This window comes from Aliiglaciecola sp. (assembly GCF_039982535.1).
Classification (GTDB): Bacteria; Pseudomonadota; Gammaproteobacteria; order Enterobacterales; family Alteromonadaceae; genus Aliiglaciecola.
Map to the genome: position 1 here is coordinate 47,013 of NZ_JBDWYG010000027.1, position 18,132 is coordinate 65,144.

18 protein-coding genes are annotated in these 18,132 nt (G+C 39.3%); 2 read left to right on the forward strand and 16 right to left on the reverse strand.

The window, feature by feature from the left end:
- Window positions 1-4 precede the first annotated feature (4 nt).
- From proQ to ABJV04_RS06180, 16 genes are all read right to left on the reverse strand, one after another.
- Complete coding sequence (gene proQ / locus ABJV04_RS06105) at window positions 5-655, reverse strand: RNA chaperone ProQ (protein ID WP_348490423.1); 651 nt, start codon at window positions 653-655, stop codon at window positions 5-7.
- 12 nt (window positions 656-667) lie between these two features.
- Window positions 668-970 carry a hypothetical protein gene (locus ABJV04_RS06110; RefSeq protein ID WP_348490424.1) on the reverse strand — a complete coding sequence of 101 codons (303 nt, stop codon included), beginning with the start codon at window positions 968-970 and terminating at the stop codon, window positions 668-670.
- Entirely contained in the window at window positions 967-1,437 is a 471-nt protein-coding gene (locus ABJV04_RS06115; RefSeq protein ID WP_348490425.1) for a GAF domain-containing protein, read from the reverse strand. Before ABJV04_RS06115 ends, ABJV04_RS06110 begins: the two co-directional genes overlap by 4 nt.
- 211 nt (window positions 1,438-1,648) lie before the next feature.
- On the reverse strand, window positions 1,649-2,332 hold the full coding sequence (locus ABJV04_RS06120; RefSeq protein ID WP_348490426.1) for an SIMPL domain-containing protein: 684 nt from the start codon (window positions 2,330-2,332) through the stop codon (window positions 1,649-1,651).
- 1 nt (window position 2,333) lies between these two features.
- Window positions 2,334-2,591: a DUF3862 domain-containing protein gene (locus tag ABJV04_RS06125; protein WP_348490427.1), complete on the reverse strand. Its 258-nt coding sequence runs from the start codon at window positions 2,589-2,591 to the stop codon at window positions 2,334-2,336.
- Between the two features lie 40 nt (window positions 2,592-2,631).
- Entirely contained in the window at window positions 2,632-3,861 is a 1,230-nt protein-coding gene (locus ABJV04_RS06130; protein ID WP_348490428.1) for a nucleoside recognition domain-containing protein, read from the reverse strand.
- Window positions 3,862-3,997: 136 nt separating this feature from the next.
- Window positions 3,998-5,131: an alanine--glyoxylate aminotransferase family protein gene (locus ABJV04_RS06135; protein WP_348490429.1), complete on the reverse strand. Its 1,134-nt coding sequence runs from the start codon at window positions 5,129-5,131 to the stop codon at window positions 3,998-4,000.
- Window positions 5,132-5,593: 462 nt separating this feature from the next.
- On the reverse strand, window positions 5,594-6,112 hold the full coding sequence (locus ABJV04_RS06140; protein WP_348490430.1) for a gamma carbonic anhydrase family protein: 519 nt from the start codon (window positions 6,110-6,112) through the stop codon (window positions 5,594-5,596).
- Between the two features lie 21 nt (window positions 6,113-6,133).
- Window positions 6,134-6,994 carry an acyl-CoA thioesterase II gene (locus ABJV04_RS06145; RefSeq protein WP_348490431.1) on the reverse strand — a complete coding sequence of 287 codons (861 nt, stop codon included), beginning with the start codon at window positions 6,992-6,994 and terminating at the stop codon, window positions 6,134-6,136.
- 19 nt (window positions 6,995-7,013) lie between these two features.
- Window positions 7,014-8,846, reverse strand: coding sequence for a protein kinase (locus ABJV04_RS06150; protein WP_348490432.1), 1,833 nt, complete (start codon window positions 8,844-8,846; stop codon window positions 7,014-7,016).
- Window positions 8,847-8,916: 70 nt separating this feature from the next.
- Window positions 8,917-9,783 carry a 23S rRNA (adenine(2030)-N(6))-methyltransferase RlmJ gene (gene rlmJ, locus ABJV04_RS06155; RefSeq protein WP_348490433.1) on the reverse strand — a complete coding sequence of 289 codons (867 nt, stop codon included), beginning with the start codon at window positions 9,781-9,783 and terminating at the stop codon, window positions 8,917-8,919.
- A 109-nt stretch (window positions 9,784-9,892) separates the two neighbouring features.
- Window positions 9,893-11,545 (reverse strand): dihydrolipoyllysine-residue acetyltransferase, encoded by a 1,653-nt coding sequence (locus tag ABJV04_RS06160; RefSeq protein WP_348490434.1) that lies wholly within the window; start codon window positions 11,543-11,545, stop codon window positions 9,893-9,895.
- Between the two features lie 14 nt (window positions 11,546-11,559).
- On the reverse strand, window positions 11,560-12,537 hold the full coding sequence (locus ABJV04_RS06165) for a transketolase C-terminal domain-containing protein (RefSeq protein WP_348490435.1): 978 nt from the start codon (window positions 12,535-12,537) through the stop codon (window positions 11,560-11,562).
- Window positions 12,530-13,723: a thiamine pyrophosphate-dependent dehydrogenase E1 component subunit alpha gene (locus ABJV04_RS06170; protein WP_348490436.1), complete on the reverse strand. Its 1,194-nt coding sequence runs from the start codon at window positions 13,721-13,723 to the stop codon at window positions 12,530-12,532. Before ABJV04_RS06170 ends, ABJV04_RS06165 begins: the two co-directional genes overlap by 8 nt.
- A gap of 373 nt (window positions 13,724-14,096) precedes the next feature.
- A complete protein-coding gene (locus tag ABJV04_RS06175) occupies window positions 14,097-14,891 on the reverse strand; it encodes a DUF2189 domain-containing protein (protein WP_348490437.1) in 795 nt (264 codons plus the stop codon).
- Between the two features lie 236 nt (window positions 14,892-15,127).
- Window positions 15,128-15,652, reverse strand: coding sequence for a hypothetical protein (locus ABJV04_RS06180; protein ID WP_348490438.1), 525 nt, complete (start codon window positions 15,650-15,652; stop codon window positions 15,128-15,130).
- A gap of 184 nt (window positions 15,653-15,836) precedes the next feature.
- Here ABJV04_RS06180 and ABJV04_RS06185 point away from each other — a divergent pair, with 184 nt between their 5' ends.
- Together ABJV04_RS06185 and yfbR are read left to right on the forward strand one after the other, a co-directional pair.
- Window positions 15,837-17,054 carry a pyridoxal phosphate-dependent aminotransferase gene (locus ABJV04_RS06185; RefSeq protein ID WP_348490439.1) on the forward strand — a complete coding sequence of 406 codons (1,218 nt, stop codon included), beginning with the start codon at window positions 15,837-15,839 and terminating at the stop codon, window positions 17,052-17,054.
- Between the two features lie 231 nt (window positions 17,055-17,285).
- Entirely contained in the window at window positions 17,286-17,888 is a 603-nt protein-coding gene (gene yfbR, locus ABJV04_RS06190) for a 5'-deoxynucleotidase (RefSeq protein WP_348490440.1), read from the forward strand.
- Window positions 17,889-18,132: the final 244 nt, after the last annotated feature.

Consider the following 18,132-nt stretch of genomic DNA (forward strand, 5'->3'; position numbering starts at 1 on the left):
ATTACTACCTCTTAGGTCGAGCTAAGCGCAAATTATCTGCTTGCACTTTCACTATCATACCGGTTTGCAGTTGGACGTGAACTTCATCTTTTGAGATATCGGTAATAGTCGCAGGAAGAGGACTCTTTCCAACCTTAACGGTAACTTCGGTCCCTACCACTAAATTTGATTCAGTCAATTTTTCAGGTGGTGGTTGTTTAATTTGTTTGTGTTTTGCGGGTTTAGTTCCCTTAAATTGCGTTTGATTTTGTTTTTCACGCTTTTCTTTAGAACTTTTTTTCTCAGGTTTTGGTTTAGACGCGTTGTTTAGTTTACGTTTTTCAGCCACTTTAGCTTTACTTTCAGTCAACTGCTTTAACGCATGGTCAGCATGTTCTTTTTCAATGGCATCACCTTGATTACCATCTAAATCGATTCGAAAACTGCCTTCTTTCACACTGTGTAAATAACGCCAGCTGTTTGTATAATGTCTAAGAGAAGCACGTAATAACGTTTTACTTACCCGATCATCTTCTTTTAAACGTTCAGAAAGTTCTTGAAATATACCTATTTTTAAAGGTTTCGCTTCACCTTCTAATGAGAAACATTTAGGGAAGGTTTGTGCTAAAAAAGTGATAACTTCTTTGCTATTCGAAAATTTTTGTTGGTTTTCCATTCAATCTACTAATTAATAATTTTGTTCATAATCTTCATCGTGTTCTGCATCATCCCAAGTTGCCAACAGTTGGTCAACCCAGTCGTGCAAATCCGCGTCGTCGATTTCCAAGAGGTAACTGTCTTCATGCCAGTTTACCCATATATGATGTAGTATTTTTTCTAAACGGCTTGTGTCTATGTCTTCATCTGCAAGATCATAAGCCATGTGTAAAATCGTGTTTAATCGTTCAGCTGCTTCTTCGGCTTCGTCATCCCAATTTTCAAGATCAGCTGGCGTCGCCAAAACAACGTGAACATCTACAAGACTTTTCACACTATCGTCTCTTGCAGCAAATCAACCATTTTTTGTAATCCCAAACCATCGATAGAATCAAAACGTGCTATTGATGGACTATCTATATCTAACACACCGATTAGTCGTCTCCCTGACAAAATGGGTATCACAATTTCAGAGTTGCTTGCAGCATCACAAGCAATATGCCCTTCAAACTGATGAACGTCAGAAACGATCTGAGTTGTTCTATTTTTAGCAGCACTTCCGCAAACGCCGGCTCCCATTGGAATCCGAATACAAGCAGGTTTTCCTTGAAACGGACCTAATACCAATTCATCACCGTCTACTAAATAGAATCCAGCCCAATTTATGTCCTCTAAACTCATAAATATTAACGCACTCAAATTTGCTAAATTAGCAATCAAGTTACGCTCATCTTCTATGAGAGCTTGTGCTTGCTTTGCAAGGCTTTGATAAAAGTCAGCTTTTTCTTGATCTGTAGACATCTTTACCTTCAGGTTATTAACCTATATTTGCGACGAGTCGATATATAAAGGGATTTTAACCTCCAATCACTAGAATTTCAGCGATTTTTTTACGATTTATGTTTTAAAGACCTTCGGAAATGATCTTTGCAGAGATTAAGGGGTCTCAATCTCTGCAAAAATTGGTTGGAAATAGCGATATGTTTTGACCCGCAAGTTCCCCCCTAGGAGGTTATTCTTTTATGTTAAAAGACAAAGTCACACTTGCATTTATTTCATTAAGACCTGGTAAATACTGCGCAGCTTCATTGAATACAGAAAGTGAGCGCGCAGAAGGCTGCGGAGTTGGTTGATAACTCGATGTTTCTTCAACATTTACCACACTGCCTAATTTAATCTTTAAGTTTTTTGCTAAATGTTTAGCCCGCTCGTGACCATCAGAGATAGCTGCTTCTAGGGCGTTAAGGTAAGCTTGTTGTTGATCTTCGACTTCATAGCGAAATCCATCAATTCTGTTTACCTTCAAAGTAAACAACTCTTCTAAAATAGCTGGGTAGTTTTCAAACTTCCGCAATGTCACATTGATATTGCGACTAAACACAAAGCCTTTTTGAATGTTTGATTGTCTTTCACGTTCATACCAAGGGTATAAGCTTAAGGACATGGCTTGAATATCTTGTTGCGCCACTTTGTGTTTACTCAATACCGATAATATTTTATCAGTTTTCGCATTTACTAGGCCATTTAACACTGACGAATTATCACCCTTTTCCTCAACGGCAATGGTAAATTTTAAAATATCAGGTGCTTGGAAAATGCTCCCTTGGCCCCTCACCGTGATGATATCACTACGAGATTCATGGGCGGATAAAACAAAACTATTTAGTAATAAAATACCAACAAGTAGTATACGCATTTTAATCTAATCCTTTTTTGGTGATAACTGCCGCTCTATCCATAATGAAGCTGACTTTAATATATTTTTCATCTTCATTACCCCAGATGCATGAATGGGTACCAATAACGGCCTCGCAATTATCCGCTTTACCTAAAATCATCTCTACATCTGATTTTATCATCCCCATCTCTACTCTATCGTAGTTTTCCAAGGTAACTTTTGAACACCCTGCAAGCAAAATGCTAATACCTGAAAACATGATTATTTTTCGCAACATATCTTTACCTTCTAAAAATGTAAGTTGTTCAACTGTTAGTTTAACCAAAAAACCAATAAGCCACTATAATTGCCGTAATAATTCCTGCGAGATCTGCAGCGAGGCAGCAGGCCACGGCATAACGACTATGCTTAATTCCCACAGCCCCTAAGTATACGGCGAGAATGTAAAACGTAGTTTCTGTTGAACCTTGCAAAACTGAAGCTAGACGACCGGCAAAGGAGTCCGCGCCATGGTGTTGCATGGTTTCAATCATTAATGCTCTGGCACCAGAACCGCTCAAAGGTTTCATTAATGCATTGGGTATGGCATCAACAAAGCGGTTATCTATCCCAATAAAGTTTACACCACTAGCCACGACCCCCATCAACATGTCTAGTAATCCGCTGGCTCTGAGCATACCAATAGCAAATAACATAGCAATTAAATAAGGAATAAGTGAAATAGCTAATTCAAATCCTTTTTTTGCCCCTTCAACAAACAATTCATAACAATTTAGTTTTTTGAAAGCCCCCACACTTAACACTATGACAATAAAAGTTAGTAGCAAGCTATTGGCTACAATGGATGACTGTGTCGACATTTGCTGTGCTGTTAGTGAGGAAAAATAAATAATTACCGCTGCTAATATTGAAATAACCGCGGCGGCATAAAGAAAAATCACACGGTTAAATAGATTTATTTTTTGTACCCAAGAGGTTACCAACAAACCAACCATGGTCGAGGCAAATGTCGATAACAAAATGGGTATAAACACATCCGTAGGGTTGACCGCACCCTGCTCTGCTCGATACAAAAATACTGCGATTGGAAATAACGTTACAGACGAAGTATTCATGACTAAAAATATGATTTGTGCATTAGTAAGACTGGCTTTTGAAGTATTCAGACTTTGCATATCTTGCATTGCCTTTATCCCAAAAGGCGTAGCTGCGTTATCCAATCCCAAGACATTGGCTGATATGTTCATCGTAATGCTCCCTATGGCGGGATGCCCTTTGGGAATTTCTGGCATTAATCGACATAACAGTGGTTCTAACACAATAGATAATTTAGCAACTAAACCTGAACGCTCAGCGACTTGAAAGATGCCTAACCAAAATGCCAATACACCGATTAAACCAATGGAAATATCAACGCTTAACTTGGCCATTGAATAGACCGCATCCATTACATCTTTAAAGCTACCTATATGGTCATTAAAGAATACTTGCCAGAGTGTGGCGATAAATGCAGACAAAATGAATGCTAACCAAATTCTATGTAACATAATTACTTAAGGTGTTGACTGTTTAAGAGTAAACTACCATAGAATCAATATGATGTGAGAAAATCCTGTTTATCGCTTAACAATAAACAGGATTATTTTTGTAGTAGTAATTATTGAGGGTTAATTTTTAATAGAATTATTTATCTGAATTTAAAACGGCTTTTAAACTATCGATGCAGTAATTCACATTTTTTAAATTTGAACCATAACCCATAAGCCCGATTCTCCACACTTTACCCGCTAAAGAACCGAGTCCAGCGCCGATTTCTAAATTGTAATCATTTAGTAAGGTTTGTCTTACCTTAGCATCATCAACGCCGTCAGGGATCCGAACTGTATTTAGTTGCGGAAGACGATATTTTTCTTCAACAATAAATTCTAATCCGAGTGCTTCAAGGCCTTCTTTTAGCTTATTGTGCATTTCTTGATGGCGTTGCCATGCAGCTTCTAATCCTTCTTCTTTTAAAATAACTAGGGATTCGTGCAACGCATACAAACTGTTTACAGGTGCGGTATGGTGGTACGCGCGTTTAGCTCCTGTACCCCAATATCCCATCACCAACTCCATATCTAAGAACCAACTTTGGATAGGTGTTTTTCTTGCTTTAATGGCATCAATTGCTAACTGACTGAAGGAAACAGGCGATAAGCCAGGAACGCAGGATAAACATTTTTGTGTCCCTGAATAGATAGCATCAATTTGCCAGTCATCGACGCGCAATTCACAGCCGCCTAATGACGTCACAGCATCCACTAAGGTTAAACAGTTGTACTTTTTAGCCAGTTTACATAAGGCTTCAGCATCGTTTTTAACCCCTGTAGAGGTTTCTGCATGCACAAATGCGACAATCTTAGTGTCTTTATTTTCTTCTAAAGCTTGTTCAAGTTTTTGAATATCTGTAGGTTTTCCCCACTCATCTTCAACCATCACAGCTATGCCACCGCAACGAATTACATTCTCTTTCATGCGGCCGCCAAAAACACCATTTTGGCAGACAATGACTTTGTCACCTGGCTCTACTAAGTTAGCAAAGCAAGCTTCCATACCAGCGGAACCTGGTGCTGAAACCGGCATAGTTAATTGATTCTTGGTTTGAAATGCATATTGCAGGAGAGTTTTAATTTCATCCATTAAGTCGATAAACTGCGGATCTAAATGACCAATTGTTGGTCTAGAAAGGGCCGTCAGTATTTTTGGGTCAACATCTGAAGGTCCAGGCCCCATGAGAGTACGAACCGTCGGGATAAATGATGTAGCAGTTGAAGTCATAAATTACATTCTCATTAGGTTAAAACGGCCATAGTGTTACAGTTGATTGGCTAAACAACAAGATCAGCATATCCAACATTCACAAAAAGAATGTAATTTTCATTCAGCATTTTTCAAATTACTATTCAATTGAGTCAAAAATAATGAATTTGTTGCAATTAAGCGCTGTGGATAACCTGTACACAAGAACTGTATAAGGTGTGACGAATTCACTAAGATTCTTCATGTTTTAGTAATATGGAATAACTAGGTGACTGATATTACGTCATATTTAAATTTAATTTCAAATATGTTTAATTTTTGAGCAAAGTTGTTCTAAACTAAATATTCAAATCAATTATTTTGATTTTTGAAGACTTCTCCCTGAAGAAGTTTAGTTAGCGCAAGGCTCTTTACCAGAGCCATTCCCCTAAGCCCGGCACTAGAAATGGTACCGGGCCTTTTTTAAGGAAAGTGACGATATTATTCAGCCAGTAACTCGCTCATATAATGTTTGGCATTTTTCACATAATGGTCAGCAGAACCTTTTAGCATCGCCTGTTGCTTATCACTCAGGGTTTTTACAACTTTCGCAGGGCTTCCCATAACTACAGAGCCGTCGGGTATCTCCATATTTTCGGTCACCAAGCTGTTTGCGCCAATCAAGCAATAACGCCCTATTTTAGCGCCATTTAGCACTACCGCATTGATACCAATTAAACTGTAATCACCTATTTGACAGCCGTGCAACATCACCTTATGCCCAACAGTAACCCCTTTACCCAAAATTAGCGGCACTCCGTAATCGGTGTGTAATACCGAACCATCTTGGATATTTGTGTCTGGGCCTACGGTTATATCATCGCAGTCACCGCGAATTACAACGTTAAACCAAACACTGCTATTTTCCCCTAAGTTCACCGAGCCAATAACATGGCTTCCTGGCGCAACAAAGACACTATCAGCCACCACGGCTTTGCGTTCTCCTAATGAATAAATCACATCAACTCTCCTATTGTGCTGTTATTTATCAACTTGTCGCATCAATCCTTCTTGCATAGTTGACGCTACTAGAACGCCTTGCTGATTGAAAAATTGACCACGAACTAAACCACGCACACCACCAGTAAATGGACTTTCTGCTACGTACAATAACCATTCATCAAATTTAAACGGATGGTGGAACCACATAGAGTGATCTATAGTAGCCATTCTAAGCTGTTTATTTCTCACCGAAATACCGTGGGGCTGCAAACAGGTACCCAGAAAATGATAGTCTGATGCGTATGCCAGCATGGCGTGGTTTAAATTTAAATTCTCCGCAACCAATTCTTGGGCGCGCATCCATATATATCGTTTGGGCTCTGATTTAACCGGTTGTAATGGATCGATAGTTTGCACCGTTCTGCTATCTATCGGTTTGTGATAACTAATGGCTTCTTGCATTCGTTCTGAAATTTTGTCCAATGTACTTTCAAAAAAAGTTAAATCTGATTTAACTTCTTCTGGTGGCGGTACATCTGGCATATCCGCATATTGATGCTCTAAGCCTTTTTCAGGTGTTTGAAAAGAAGCCGTTAAGTAAAAAATGTTTCTGCCATTTTGAATGGCCTTCACTCGCCGAGTGGAGAAACTTCTGCCGTCTCTGACATTTTCCACTTCATAAACTACTGGGTGGTTAGCATCACCCGGCAATAAAAAATAGGAGTGGAATGAATGGGAGACTCTACCCTCAGGTAAGGTATTGTGGGCAGCGGCTAATGCTTGACCCATTACCTGACCACCAAATAGCGCTCGGAAGCCGAGATCCCAACTTTGTCCCCTGTACAAAGTGTTTTCAATTTTCTCTAATTGCAATAATGACTTTAATGTCACTTCTGCCATGTACTACTCCCCGTTAATTTTAGCGCTGTTGTATTTTTAGTTTTTTAGGATAAAACTTTTCTGGTAAACCCGAAGCATGTTCGAAGTAACGAGTGTCTTTATACGGCAATTTCATAAATCCTGAAATCCCTAAGCCTTTAATTTCTGAAACTAACTGAATAATCCGCTTTAATAACGCCTTAAATTCATTTTCCATACTGTGGTCAAGTAAGGTGTAATAACTGTGGATTTTTAAATTAGATGGCAGTGCTTCAAATATTATGCACCCCGTATGATGAATACGATTTAACTGATGAATGATCTCCATCATTTTATCAGGAAGAGCTAAAAGTTCATCTGGATCTTCGCCGTCCTCAAAATAAGAATGGTTGCGACTTTGATCCTCCGTTATCGAAGTATGACTGAGTTCATAAGGAATCTGCATGTTATTCTCAGCTTGATAAGGTAAATTTTCGTTATCACGTTCAATATGTAAGGTATCGCGTGCGTTAAACATACAGCTTTTAAACACACCCACACGGTGAATTGCTCGCGCTAAGGTAATCACATTATTGACTGACACATCAAAAGACCGTTTTAAGGTCGGATCGTATAAATTTAAACTAGAATCTATATAAACCCCTTCAGGTTGCCACCGGACCACTAAACCGCCCACAACCGGGTATTTACCTAATCTGCCTACCGCTGATATAAAGGCTTTTTCGGTTTCGCCCATCCCCTGCATGTAATTTTTATAATAGCGTTCAAACTGTGCATCATTGACGTAATGCAGATCCGAGCCAATATCGCTATTTTCAAGTTTCAAGAAAGAGCGTCTAGAACTGTAAACAACAGTATCAATTTCCTTTTTCTTAGCAAAACTCCAAGTTGGAATAAGAGCAAGGTGTTCATCAACATCCTTATCAGCGAAAACTACGTTTTTCATGAACTTCATATTTTTCATAAAGTAATCGCCGCCTAATCGGCGTTTTTCCGGCTCGTCACTTAACATTGCGGTTAATACTTCTGATAACTCTTTGGGTAACCCTAGGGAATTGGGCGTAATAATATGTCTTCCAAAGCGACTTGATTGACCTGACGCCAATGCATAAAGTGTACTGGCTAAGCCCTGCTCGTCGAATCTCGGGCTAGATAGCTCTCCGTTTAACTGTTCGTCGCCAATGAAATAGACGTCTCCAAGACGAGCGTTAGTTTGTTGCAGATCACTGGACATGAGATCCATCACATTGTTTGCGATGTATTGGCCTTGGTGATCCATTTGAGCAAACACACTGGAGCCCCAATCAATTAACCCGATTGATTCCGTTTGTTCGTCGAATACGATGTTTGATGGTTTAATATCACCATGCACTATGGGTTTGTTGGTGCCCTGCTCTTGATGCTGTCGTAGAAATAATAAGATGTCACAAAGTTGAGCGGCTATTTTGGTTATGAGTCTGGCTGACAATGGCCCTTTTTGTAGGGAATAGACTTCAAGGTCAACTCCCTTTGCCCTTTCCATAACCAAAATGGCTTGTTTTTTAATGCGCTGAAATTCAATTAAAGAAGGCACATGAGGATGTTCTACCTGACTTAGCATATAAGCTTCGTCTTCTAACTGTTCCTGAACATGTTGCGGCAGGTTAATACGGGAGAATTTAAAAACTAATTGGTTCTGTCGAGGATCACTACCGGCAAATGCAAAACCGAAGGCACCTTTACCTATCAATTCAATATCACTGTAACCAAGCAGCTCTAGTTGCTCTTTACATAACTTAATCCAATCCTTTAATTTTTGTGCGTCTTTGTGGGACAAAAGATAAATAGATTGTTCATCTGGAATATAAAAATGTTTGAGATCCGCAACAGTCATTTCAGTTGGCCTTGATTCAATAGCCTAGTTTTATAAGCCCATATTGATTAGCTCTTAATCATAAAAAAGGCTATTCAGCCTTTTTCAACCACTCGACATACCCTTTGCCATGGGCTTTGTCTACACTAAGGTGATTCACTAATTCAGGTAGCAATTCATCTAAGTCAGTGTCCAATTGCCAAGGCGCGTTGACGATAATTAACCCCGAACCATACATACCGGCGTCACCTTCATTTTCAGTAACATGCATAACAACATTCAATACACTTTTGCAGTCAAGTTGCGCAATTTCTTGGCACATTTTTTCGCTTAATCCAGCCTTTTTACCGGCGCGATTGGATAACAGCGGATACCAAATGGCAAAAATGCCAACGGACCACTTTTTAATCCCTTTAGTCAAAGTCTGCACAACCTGTTCATATTCGCTAGCCACTTCATAGGAGGGATCTATCAGCACTAAGCCTCTTGCTGGAACTGGCGGTAATATGGCCAACAAACCTTCATAACCGTCACGATGATGCACAGCAATAGTGGCTGAACTACCAAAGTCAGACAAATTGTCTCGTAAGTTATCAATTTCAGTATTATGTAACTCCATGCAAACCATTTTGTCTTGTTCACGGAGCATATTAGCGGCAATTAACGGCGAACCAGGATATTGATTATTTGCAATAAATTCATTGGTGAGCTGCTGATAGTCTGCAATATCCTGTTGCTCTGATTGATATTTCTGGATTGCCGTTATACCGGTCTGAAACTCGAGGGTTTTCTGTGCTTCTTCACTTGCTAGTTCATACAAACCCGCTCCGCTATGGGTATCAATGTAGATGGCTGGCTTGGATTTGATTTTAAGTTTTTTGATGATCAACATCTGGGTAATATGCTTTAACACATCTGCATGATTCCCTGCATGAAAACTGTGGCGATAACTTAACATTTCAATAGTTACTTTTATAACTGGACATCAGCTAATGATACTTAAATAAGGCAATGCCACCAAGGTTTAATCAAAAACTGCCATATAAAACTATATGGCAGCACATACCTTAACTTAACTCAGTTAGCATACTGATGGGGTTTTCCAGATAGGATTTCCACAAGTTACTAAATTTCAGCATTGTGGCACCATCAATGATGCGGTGATCCCCAGACCAACTGATATGCATGATATTGACCGGAACGACATTATCATTTTGATCAAATCGTGGAAGTCGCTGAATTTTGCCTAAGGCAACAATAGCGCTTTCAGGTTTATTGATCACCGGCGTTGCTGTGGTACCGCCAATTACACCAACATTAGATATACTAATAGTACCGCCCTTTAAGTCTTGATTAGACAGTTTCCCCTGTCTGGCTAACCCGACTAAACGTTCCACTTCTTGGGCAATCTCAAACAAGGAAAGGCTTTCTACACCTTTTATATTGGGCACTAACAAACCTACCTTTGAATCAACCGCAATGCCAATATTGTGGGTTTTGATATAGGTTATTTCAGTACACTCAGGGTTCACTTGGCTATTAATGATTGGGTACTGTTTTAACGCCAAAGACAGTGATTTAATGAAAAATGGCATCAAACTTAATTTAGTGCCCTTACCTTCAAACTCCTGTTTAAGCTCCCGGCGCACTTCCATTAACTTATCCATTTCTATTTCATCACTGACACTAAAATGGGGAATACTGAAAACAGAATCCGTCATTTGTTTGGCCATAATGGCTTTAATTCCACGAATAGGCTCAACTGTATTATGGTTATCTACACCTTCTGTTTGTTGACTTTGGCTTCTACGATTTTCATTGACGTTATGATTTGTAGCGACCTGATTGGCAGAGTCAGTTTGCTGAGATTTATCTAAGTGAGCGGCAATATCTTGTTTTAACACGCGCCCTTTTTTACCGCTTCCTAATACGCAGGTAATATCTAAATTATTTTCTCTGGCTAGGCGACGGACAGCTGGACTAGCTAGTGCCTTTTTGTTAATTGATTTTTGCTCAGGCGAGCGCTGTTGGGTTACTTGAGGTTGATGGCTCACCTGTTCGGCAGTTTTCTGTAGTCCTATCTTCGTGCCACATCCTTCAGAGGTGTTTAGTGAATACAAAGGACTATGGACTTTAGCCACTTCCCCTTGTTGATAATAAAGTTGACTTATTACCCCAGAGTATTTGGCTGGGATTTCAACCAATGCTTTGTCTGTCATCACTTCGACCACAGCTTGGTCTTCAGTCACTTTTTCACCTTCTTCAACCAACCATTTAACGATTTCACACTCGACTATGCCTTCACCAATATCCGGCAAAATAAAATCCAAAGTTTCTCTGGATTGAACTTTACTGGAATCGGCATCATCGGCTGATGGCGCGTGACTCAGTTTGCTCTCTTCTTCCTCAAAAATGGGCTCACTGGTCTTTGATTTGTCAGAAGATGCCCCCTCAGAAGTCCCATGAGCTTTTTGCTGATCGTCAAGATTGCCATCTAATGCAAATAAAGGTTCATGAACCTTAGCTACCTCACCTGCTTTGTAATATAACTTACTCACTTTTCCTGAGTGCATTGCTGGAATCTGAACGGTTGCTTTATCGGTCATGACTTCGGCAACGGGCTGATCTTCTTCGATCAAGTCCCCTTCTTTTACCAACCACTCAAGGAGTTCACATTCTACTATTCCTTCGCCAATATCAGGCAATATAAAGTCTTGCATCTTATCTCTCCTGATTAATAATTGACTGAGCGTTTGATGGCTTCATAGGTTTTTAGATGATCCGGCATGTATTCCTTCTCGTGTGACAACGGATAAGGCGTATCTAAGCCACAGACTCGTGTTATGGGGGATTCAAGATTTAAAAAACATTTGTCTTGAACGGTGGCGGCGATTTCACTTGCAAAACCTCCGGTTTGAGGTGCTTCGTGGTTAATTAACAGTCGCCCCGTTTTCACAACAGATCCACAAACAGTTTCTACGTCCCAAGGTAAAATGCTGCGTAAATCGATGATTTCACAAGAGATGCCATCACCTTCTGCCATTTCTGCCGATTTTTGCAAAACTTCTACCTGCGCTCCCCACGCCAGTAACGTGATGTCAGTCCCGCTTTTAACCAATTCAGCTTTACCTAGAGTCAATTCGTAATCTTCTTCTGGTACTTCCCCCACTGATGCGCGGTATAAACGTTTGGGCTCCATAAATAGCACCGGGTTGTCGTCGCGAATAGAGGCCAATAGCAGACCCTTAGCTTGATATGGATTGCGAGGAATAACGATTTTCATGCCTGGAATATGAGCGAAAAAAGCCTCTGGTGATTGTGAGTGATAATGGCCACCAGCAATACCACCACCGTATGGTGTTCTGATGGTCAAACTACCGCAGGTAAATTGACCACCAGAACGATATCGAAATTTAGCGGTTTCATTGACGATCTGATCAAACGCGGGAAATATATAATCCGCAAACTGGATCTCTGCGATAGCAGTTGAACCTTGTGATGCTAAACCATTTGCAAACCCGATGATGCCTTGTTCAGTTAACGGCGTGTTGAAACAACGGCCTTTACCAAACTTTTCTTGTAAATTACTTGTGGCCCGAAATACACCACCAAAATGCCCTACGTCTTCACCAAATACCATGGCAGTTTTATCTGCTTCCATAGCTGTGATTAATGCATTATTTACCGCTTGTAACATGTTCATTTTAGTCATTTTTAATTCTCCCTGAAGTCTTAGGATAGGCATCTGGGTACTGACGAATATGTTGCTTCAATGATTGTAACTGTTCTTTTAAGTGCCACGGCGGTGTGTCGTAGACATCTTCGATAATATCTTCAATGCTATTAACCGGTTCTTTTTCCACTTGTTTTAGGGTTTGTAATACTTCTTGACGAGATTCACTGGCAAATTGTTTGATTGCCTTTTCATCCAGCCAGCCTTTACTTTTCATCCATTTCTCAAAACGTAACAATGGATCTTTTAATTTCCATTTAGCTTCTTCTTCTTTAGAACGATATCCGCTAGGATCATCTGAAGTAGAATGGGCAGCAAGGCGATAGGTCATGGCTTCGATTAATACCGGGCAATTTTCTTTCAGTGCTATCTCTCGTGCCTGTTTAGTTGCTGCATAAACAGCTAAAACGTCATTGCCATCGACGCGGATCGTTCTAACGCCATAGCCGATGCCACGAGACGCAATGCCATCTCCGGCAAATTGTTCTTCGGCTGGGGTAGAAATGGCGTAACCATTATTGCGGCACAGGAAAATCACTGGGCAATGTAAAACGGCGGCCATATTAAGTCCTGCGTGAAAATCTCCCTCAGATGCGGCTCCTTCACCAAAATAGCAAATAGTTAACGCATCCAAACCAGCCATTTTTTGACCATAAGCATAACCTGAAGCTTGGGGAATTTGTGTCCCTAAGGGAGATGAAATGGTCATAAAGTTAAGGTCTTTATCACCGTAGTGAATGGGCATTTGGCGACCTTTATTGGGATCTTTTTGATTACTAAACATCTGATCCATAAATTGTTTAGTTGTATACCCTCGATACGCTAATGAACCTTGTTCACGGTATTGAGATAAAATCATATCTTGAGGCTCTAAAGCGGCTGCGCTACCAATAGTTGCTGCTTCTTCACCGGTACAGGCTAAATAAAAACTGATCCGTCCTTGTCGTTGAGCGGCAATCATACGTTCATCTAAAATCCTAATGTAATGCATAGTTTTTAAGATTTTTTCAGATACTTCTTGGCTTAACTCGGGGCACTGCTCATGGTCTTGCTCAACACCATCAGGTGACAATAATTGCAACATGGGGATGTCAACTAATCCATTGGTAATCATTTGTACCTGATGGACCATCCCAATATCGGAAAGATGATTTCTGTCTTTCATCAAAAAACCTATTTTGTGAGTTAAATAAACTGTTATCAATATGTTAATTTTAGTTCACATTTAAGGGAGATGTGTTGCGAAAATGAATTGGACAAAATGCACATAAGACAGAAGTATTCTAATAAGACCATCCATATTAGGATGTTTATCCTATTTATTAATTAACCTGAATCCTTTTATTCACCAGTAAGAGAATGTTTGGACTAACTGCTTTTGTTAATTAATTAAAAGACTGGAAGTTGTGGTCGTGAAAGTTGCTGGAAAATAAATGAGTTTTAACACGAGTTAAAACCTTTAGGATGTGAGTTCATACTGGAAATAAAAAAGGGTCTAATCATTAGACCCTTGCTATATACATTCGACTTAGGCCTGTTTACTCAAACTTACGTTCCCGTTTAGTTTCTATGGTTTCAATGTACCCATGCCATGTGGCATAACCAATTAATGGCATTAGCAATACAAATCCAACAAACCCCGTTAAAAAGCCAATCACCACTGCGACAAAGATAATCATTGCCCAAACAAACATTGCACCTTTATTCAGCCATACAGCGTTTACGCTCGTTAACACAGCAGTGGCCAAATCTACCTTACGTTCCATTAATATTGGTTGGGTAAAGGCACTTAGTAAAAATACGATGCCAGTAAATACTGCGCCAACGACTGTACCTAAAACTAAGAATGGCAATAACTCTTCCAAGTTATCTCCTAAGTAGGATGGATATAATGCATGGATCATTGATGCGACACGCAACCAAAATATCATCAATACCATGAGCAATATGCCAAAACCCCATTCATTCACGGCATTTCGTTTCACTGCTTTTACTGCATGCCATAAAGTTGGTTTATGGCCCTTACCAAACTCCCAGCTAATATCATATAGAGCGGCGGCTAAAAAAGGGCCGATTAACATAAAACACACCATGGCAGGTAAAATCACTAGATGCCAACCGGTGAGTGCAACTAAATAGGTTATCAACCAAGGAATTAACGCGAAAAACACGCCAAAGAAAACCGTTAAAATAGGTGCTCGTAATAGATCTCTAAATCCTAATGCGAGCCACTTAAAAGGATCGGATAATGCTAACTCTTTGCAAGGAATAACTCGGGCAATACTACTATCAGTTATTGCATTATGAGGTTCTTCTTGGAAATGCTGTGACATACATAACTCCCTAACTTTAAATCGAATCGGGTGGAAACACAGTTATAATTCAAATCAGACATATCAATAAGTATAAGCAAGCAATGAGAGTTTGCCATTTTTCCGCTGAATTATTATTCACTTGAGTTAACAGAACAGCGCTTAAGATGTCCACTTAGAACACTCTTATTATTAACATAAAATTAACAATATAAAAGTAAAAGTAGATTAATAATTAAACTGAAGGTATTTAAGGGCTAATGTAAATCGGCTAGACACCAACTCAAGGGGCTCGCAAAATAGCGAAAAAGGGCTAGATTAAGGTCAGAAAAGCTCGTAATGGATTGTTCTGAGTTAGATACACATTTAAATACAAAACGATGACAATTGTTTTTAATCAGATCGTAGTCGCTATAATTGTATAGATTAGCGACTGCAGTTGCTGCAGCGTGGGGAGAGATAAGCGGTTCACCTGAAGTATCACACAATACATGTATGCGAGTACCACTTCTTTTAGTTAAGAAGCGTTCAGGAGAAATTCCGCGAATTAAACCGTTTCCTTTTAATTCAATAATATTGCCGTCAACCCAAATTCCAGTATGTTCAAATACACCAAAAATGCCACAACAGACAATAGAACCGTCTTGTACTCTAACCAATGAATTATCTTCACCAGGGTAATGTTTTACGTATTGGCGTTTAATTTTATTTGATTGCTGAAGTTTATCGCCAGCATATAAAGCGGCTATTCCAGCTCCTAACCATAATAAAGGTACAGGCATGTTGCTATCCTTTGAAGACTACTCCTTAAGCCTGCAAGATCTATTTAAATTAGGCAATATAAAGTTTGTAAACAGATGTTATGCAAAAAACATGAGTGATATATAAAAATAATTATGAATTCCCCCTTAACACCACCCCCTTGGCTGTATTATTCTGTGTTATCAAATTAAGGTGTAGGTATTCATGAAAATAATCAACAAATCCAACAAATTAGAGGGCGTGTGTTACGACATTCGAGGACCAATCCTCGATGCTGCCAAAAAAATGGAAGATGAGGGGCATCGTATCCTCAAACTTAATATTGGTAACCCCGCCCCATTTGGATTTGCCGCACCAGAAGATATTTTAAAAGATGTTATTCATAACTTGCCTACTGCCCAAGGCTATTCTGATGCCAGCGGCATTTATGCTGCCCGTGTTGCAGTAATGCAGTACTACCAACAACAGAACATTAAAAACATTTCAGTTGATGATGTATTCATTGGTAATGGCGTAAGCGAATTAATCGTTATGGCCATGCAAGCTTTGTTAAACAATGGTGACGAAGTATTGATTCCTAGCCCCGATTACCCTCTGTGGACTGCGGCGGTCAGTTTATCCTCTGGTACGCCGATACACTATAAATGCGATGAGCAGGCTGATTGGTTTCCAGATATAGCCGATATTCGCAGTAAGATAACCAGCAATACCAAAGCTATCGTACTCATTAACCCAAACAACCCGACTGGTGCGGTATACAGTAAAGAAGTACTCCAAGACATCATTGACGTTGCCAGAGAATTCAATTTAGTTGTGTTTAGTGATGAAATTTACGACAAGATTTTATACGACGATGCTCAGCACAATTGTATAGCGGCCATGGCCGATGATTTGTTTTTTATTACCTTAAGTGGCTTGTCGAAAAATTACAGAATCGCGGGCTTTAGGGCTGGATGGCTATTGGTTAGTGGTAATAAGTTAATTGCCAAAAATTATATAGACGGCATTAATATGCTGGCATCCATGCGCATGTGTGCCAATGTGCCCTGCCAACATGCAATTCAAACTGCATTGGGCGGCTATCAAAGTATTAATGATTTAATTGTCGACGGTGGCCGTTTAAAAATTCAACGTGATTTAGCCACTAAAATGCTAAATGACATCGACGGCATAAGTTGTGTGGTACCCAAAGGAGCCATGTACTGCTTCGCTAAAGTGGACGCTGAAAAATTCAATATAACCAATGACGAACAAATGATTTTGGATTTATTGACCAAAGAAAAGATTTTGCTTGTTCACGGGAAGGCGTTTAACTTTAAAGATGGCTGTTATTTCAGATTGGTTTTTCTGCCTCACAAAGACGAACTAGAAACCGCGATTAAACGTATTGGTAACTTCTTCTCTTACTACAGACAGGTTTAATTGCATTACTCTAAATGAGAGTGCAATTTTCAACACTCTCATCCTATAAACATGGGCTTTATTTGCTGATTTGGGCACAAAAATCAGCAAATAGTGACCACTTCCATGTATCATTCCCCCCAATAGCTGATATTGGTATTCTTTACATTAATCTGCAAAGAATAAACCATAAATAAAAGCCTTTCCCTTCAATCTAAAATAATAATTTTTATAAAATCAAAGGTCTTAAGTATGAACCAAAGTACATTTATGGCATGGATCATTAGAATGCCATTACTCGAACGATGGGCATTAATGCATTGTTTTCAAAAAGAGAATGTTTCAGAGCATTGCCACCAAGTAGCGGTTATTGCTCACTTATTAACAGTAATCAAAAATAAGCGATTTAATGGTAAGTTAAATCCAGAAAGAGCCGCTACCTTAGCCCTTTACCACGAAGTCTCTGAAACCAAATTGCAGGATATAAATACCAACACAAAGTACCATAATCCTGAGTTTACGAAAGCATTTAAGATGCTGGAAGATTTAGCTGAAAAAGAGTGTTTATCTACCCTGCCTGAAGATTTGCGCAGTGAAATGGAGCCACTGTTAGTTCAATCTGAAGTTGACCCTGAATATAAAGCGATAGTTAAAGCCGCAGACATTTTACAAGCCTATGTAAAAACCATGAATGAACTGCGTTTTCACAACGATGAATTCCTTCATGTGAAAGATAAATTAGATAAAACCATTGAAGAGCTCATTGTTACTATGCCTGAAGTAGCTTGTTTTGTAGAAATATTTTTGGATAGTTGTACTACTACCCTAGATAAGTTGTCAGAAGCCCAATTATAAGCTCTTATGGCCTCCTTATAAACTGGCTAACAGTAAGAGACTTAAACTGTATATAGTTAAGTCTCTTATGTATTTGTTAGTTACTGTTAATATAAATTACACCTAAACATCTAACCCCATCCTCATATCAAAACCACCTAGCGAATACGAGTTGTTACCTGCCTGTTTGTGAATCGATTAGGAATTTTTCCTATATGAAGATTATTTAGCAATCTATAGCATTATATTTTTGTTAAATAAAAGT

Coding starts and splice junctions, on each gene's coding strand:
- ABJV04_RS06150 (WP_348490432.1), bottom strand. CDS start 8,846: ATGACTGTTGCGGATCTCAAACATTTTTATATTCCAGATGAACAATCT.
- ABJV04_RS06120 (WP_348490426.1), bottom strand. CDS start 2,332: ATGCGTATACTACTTGTTGGTATTTTATTACTAAATAGTTTTGTTTTA.
- ABJV04_RS06125 (WP_348490427.1), bottom strand. CDS start 2,591: ATGTTGCGAAAAATAATCATGTTTTCAGGTATTAGCATTTTGCTTGCA.
- proQ (WP_348490423.1), bottom strand. CDS start 655: ATGGAAAACCAACAAAAATTTTCGAATAGCAAAGAAGTTATCACTTTT.
- ABJV04_RS06145 (WP_348490431.1), bottom strand. CDS start 6,994: ATGGCAGAAGTGACATTAAAGTCATTATTGCAATTAGAGAAAATTGAA.
- ABJV04_RS06170 (WP_348490436.1), bottom strand. CDS start 13,723: ATGAAAGACAGAAATCATCTTTCCGATATTGGGATGGTCCATCAGGTA.
- yfbR (WP_348490440.1), top strand. CDS start 17,286: ATGAACCAAAGTACATTTATGGCATGGATCATTAGAATGCCATTACTC.
- rlmJ (WP_348490433.1), bottom strand. CDS start 9,783: ATGTTAAGTTATCGCCACAGTTTTCATGCAGGGAATCATGCAGATGTG.
- ABJV04_RS06135 (WP_348490429.1), bottom strand. CDS start 5,131: ATGACTTCAACTGCTACATCATTTATCCCGACGGTTCGTACTCTCATG.
- ABJV04_RS06180 (WP_348490438.1), bottom strand. CDS start 15,652: ATGCCTGTACCTTTATTATGGTTAGGAGCTGGAATAGCCGCTTTATAT.
- ABJV04_RS06160 (WP_348490434.1), bottom strand. CDS start 11,545: ATGCAAGACTTTATATTGCCTGATATTGGCGAAGGAATAGTAGAATGT.
- ABJV04_RS06185 (WP_348490439.1), top strand. CDS start 15,837: ATGAAAATAATCAACAAATCCAACAAATTAGAGGGCGTGTGTTACGAC.
- ABJV04_RS06165 (WP_348490435.1), bottom strand. CDS start 12,537: ATGACTAAAATGAACATGTTACAAGCGGTAAATAATGCATTAATCACA.
- ABJV04_RS06130 (WP_348490428.1), bottom strand. CDS start 3,861: ATGTTACATAGAATTTGGTTAGCATTCATTTTGTCTGCATTTATCGCC.
- ABJV04_RS06175 (WP_348490437.1), bottom strand. CDS start 14,891: ATGTCACAGCATTTCCAAGAAGAACCTCATAATGCAATAACTGATAGT.
- ABJV04_RS06115 (WP_348490425.1), bottom strand. CDS start 1,437: ATGTCTACAGATCAAGAAAAAGCTGACTTTTATCAAAGCCTTGCAAAG.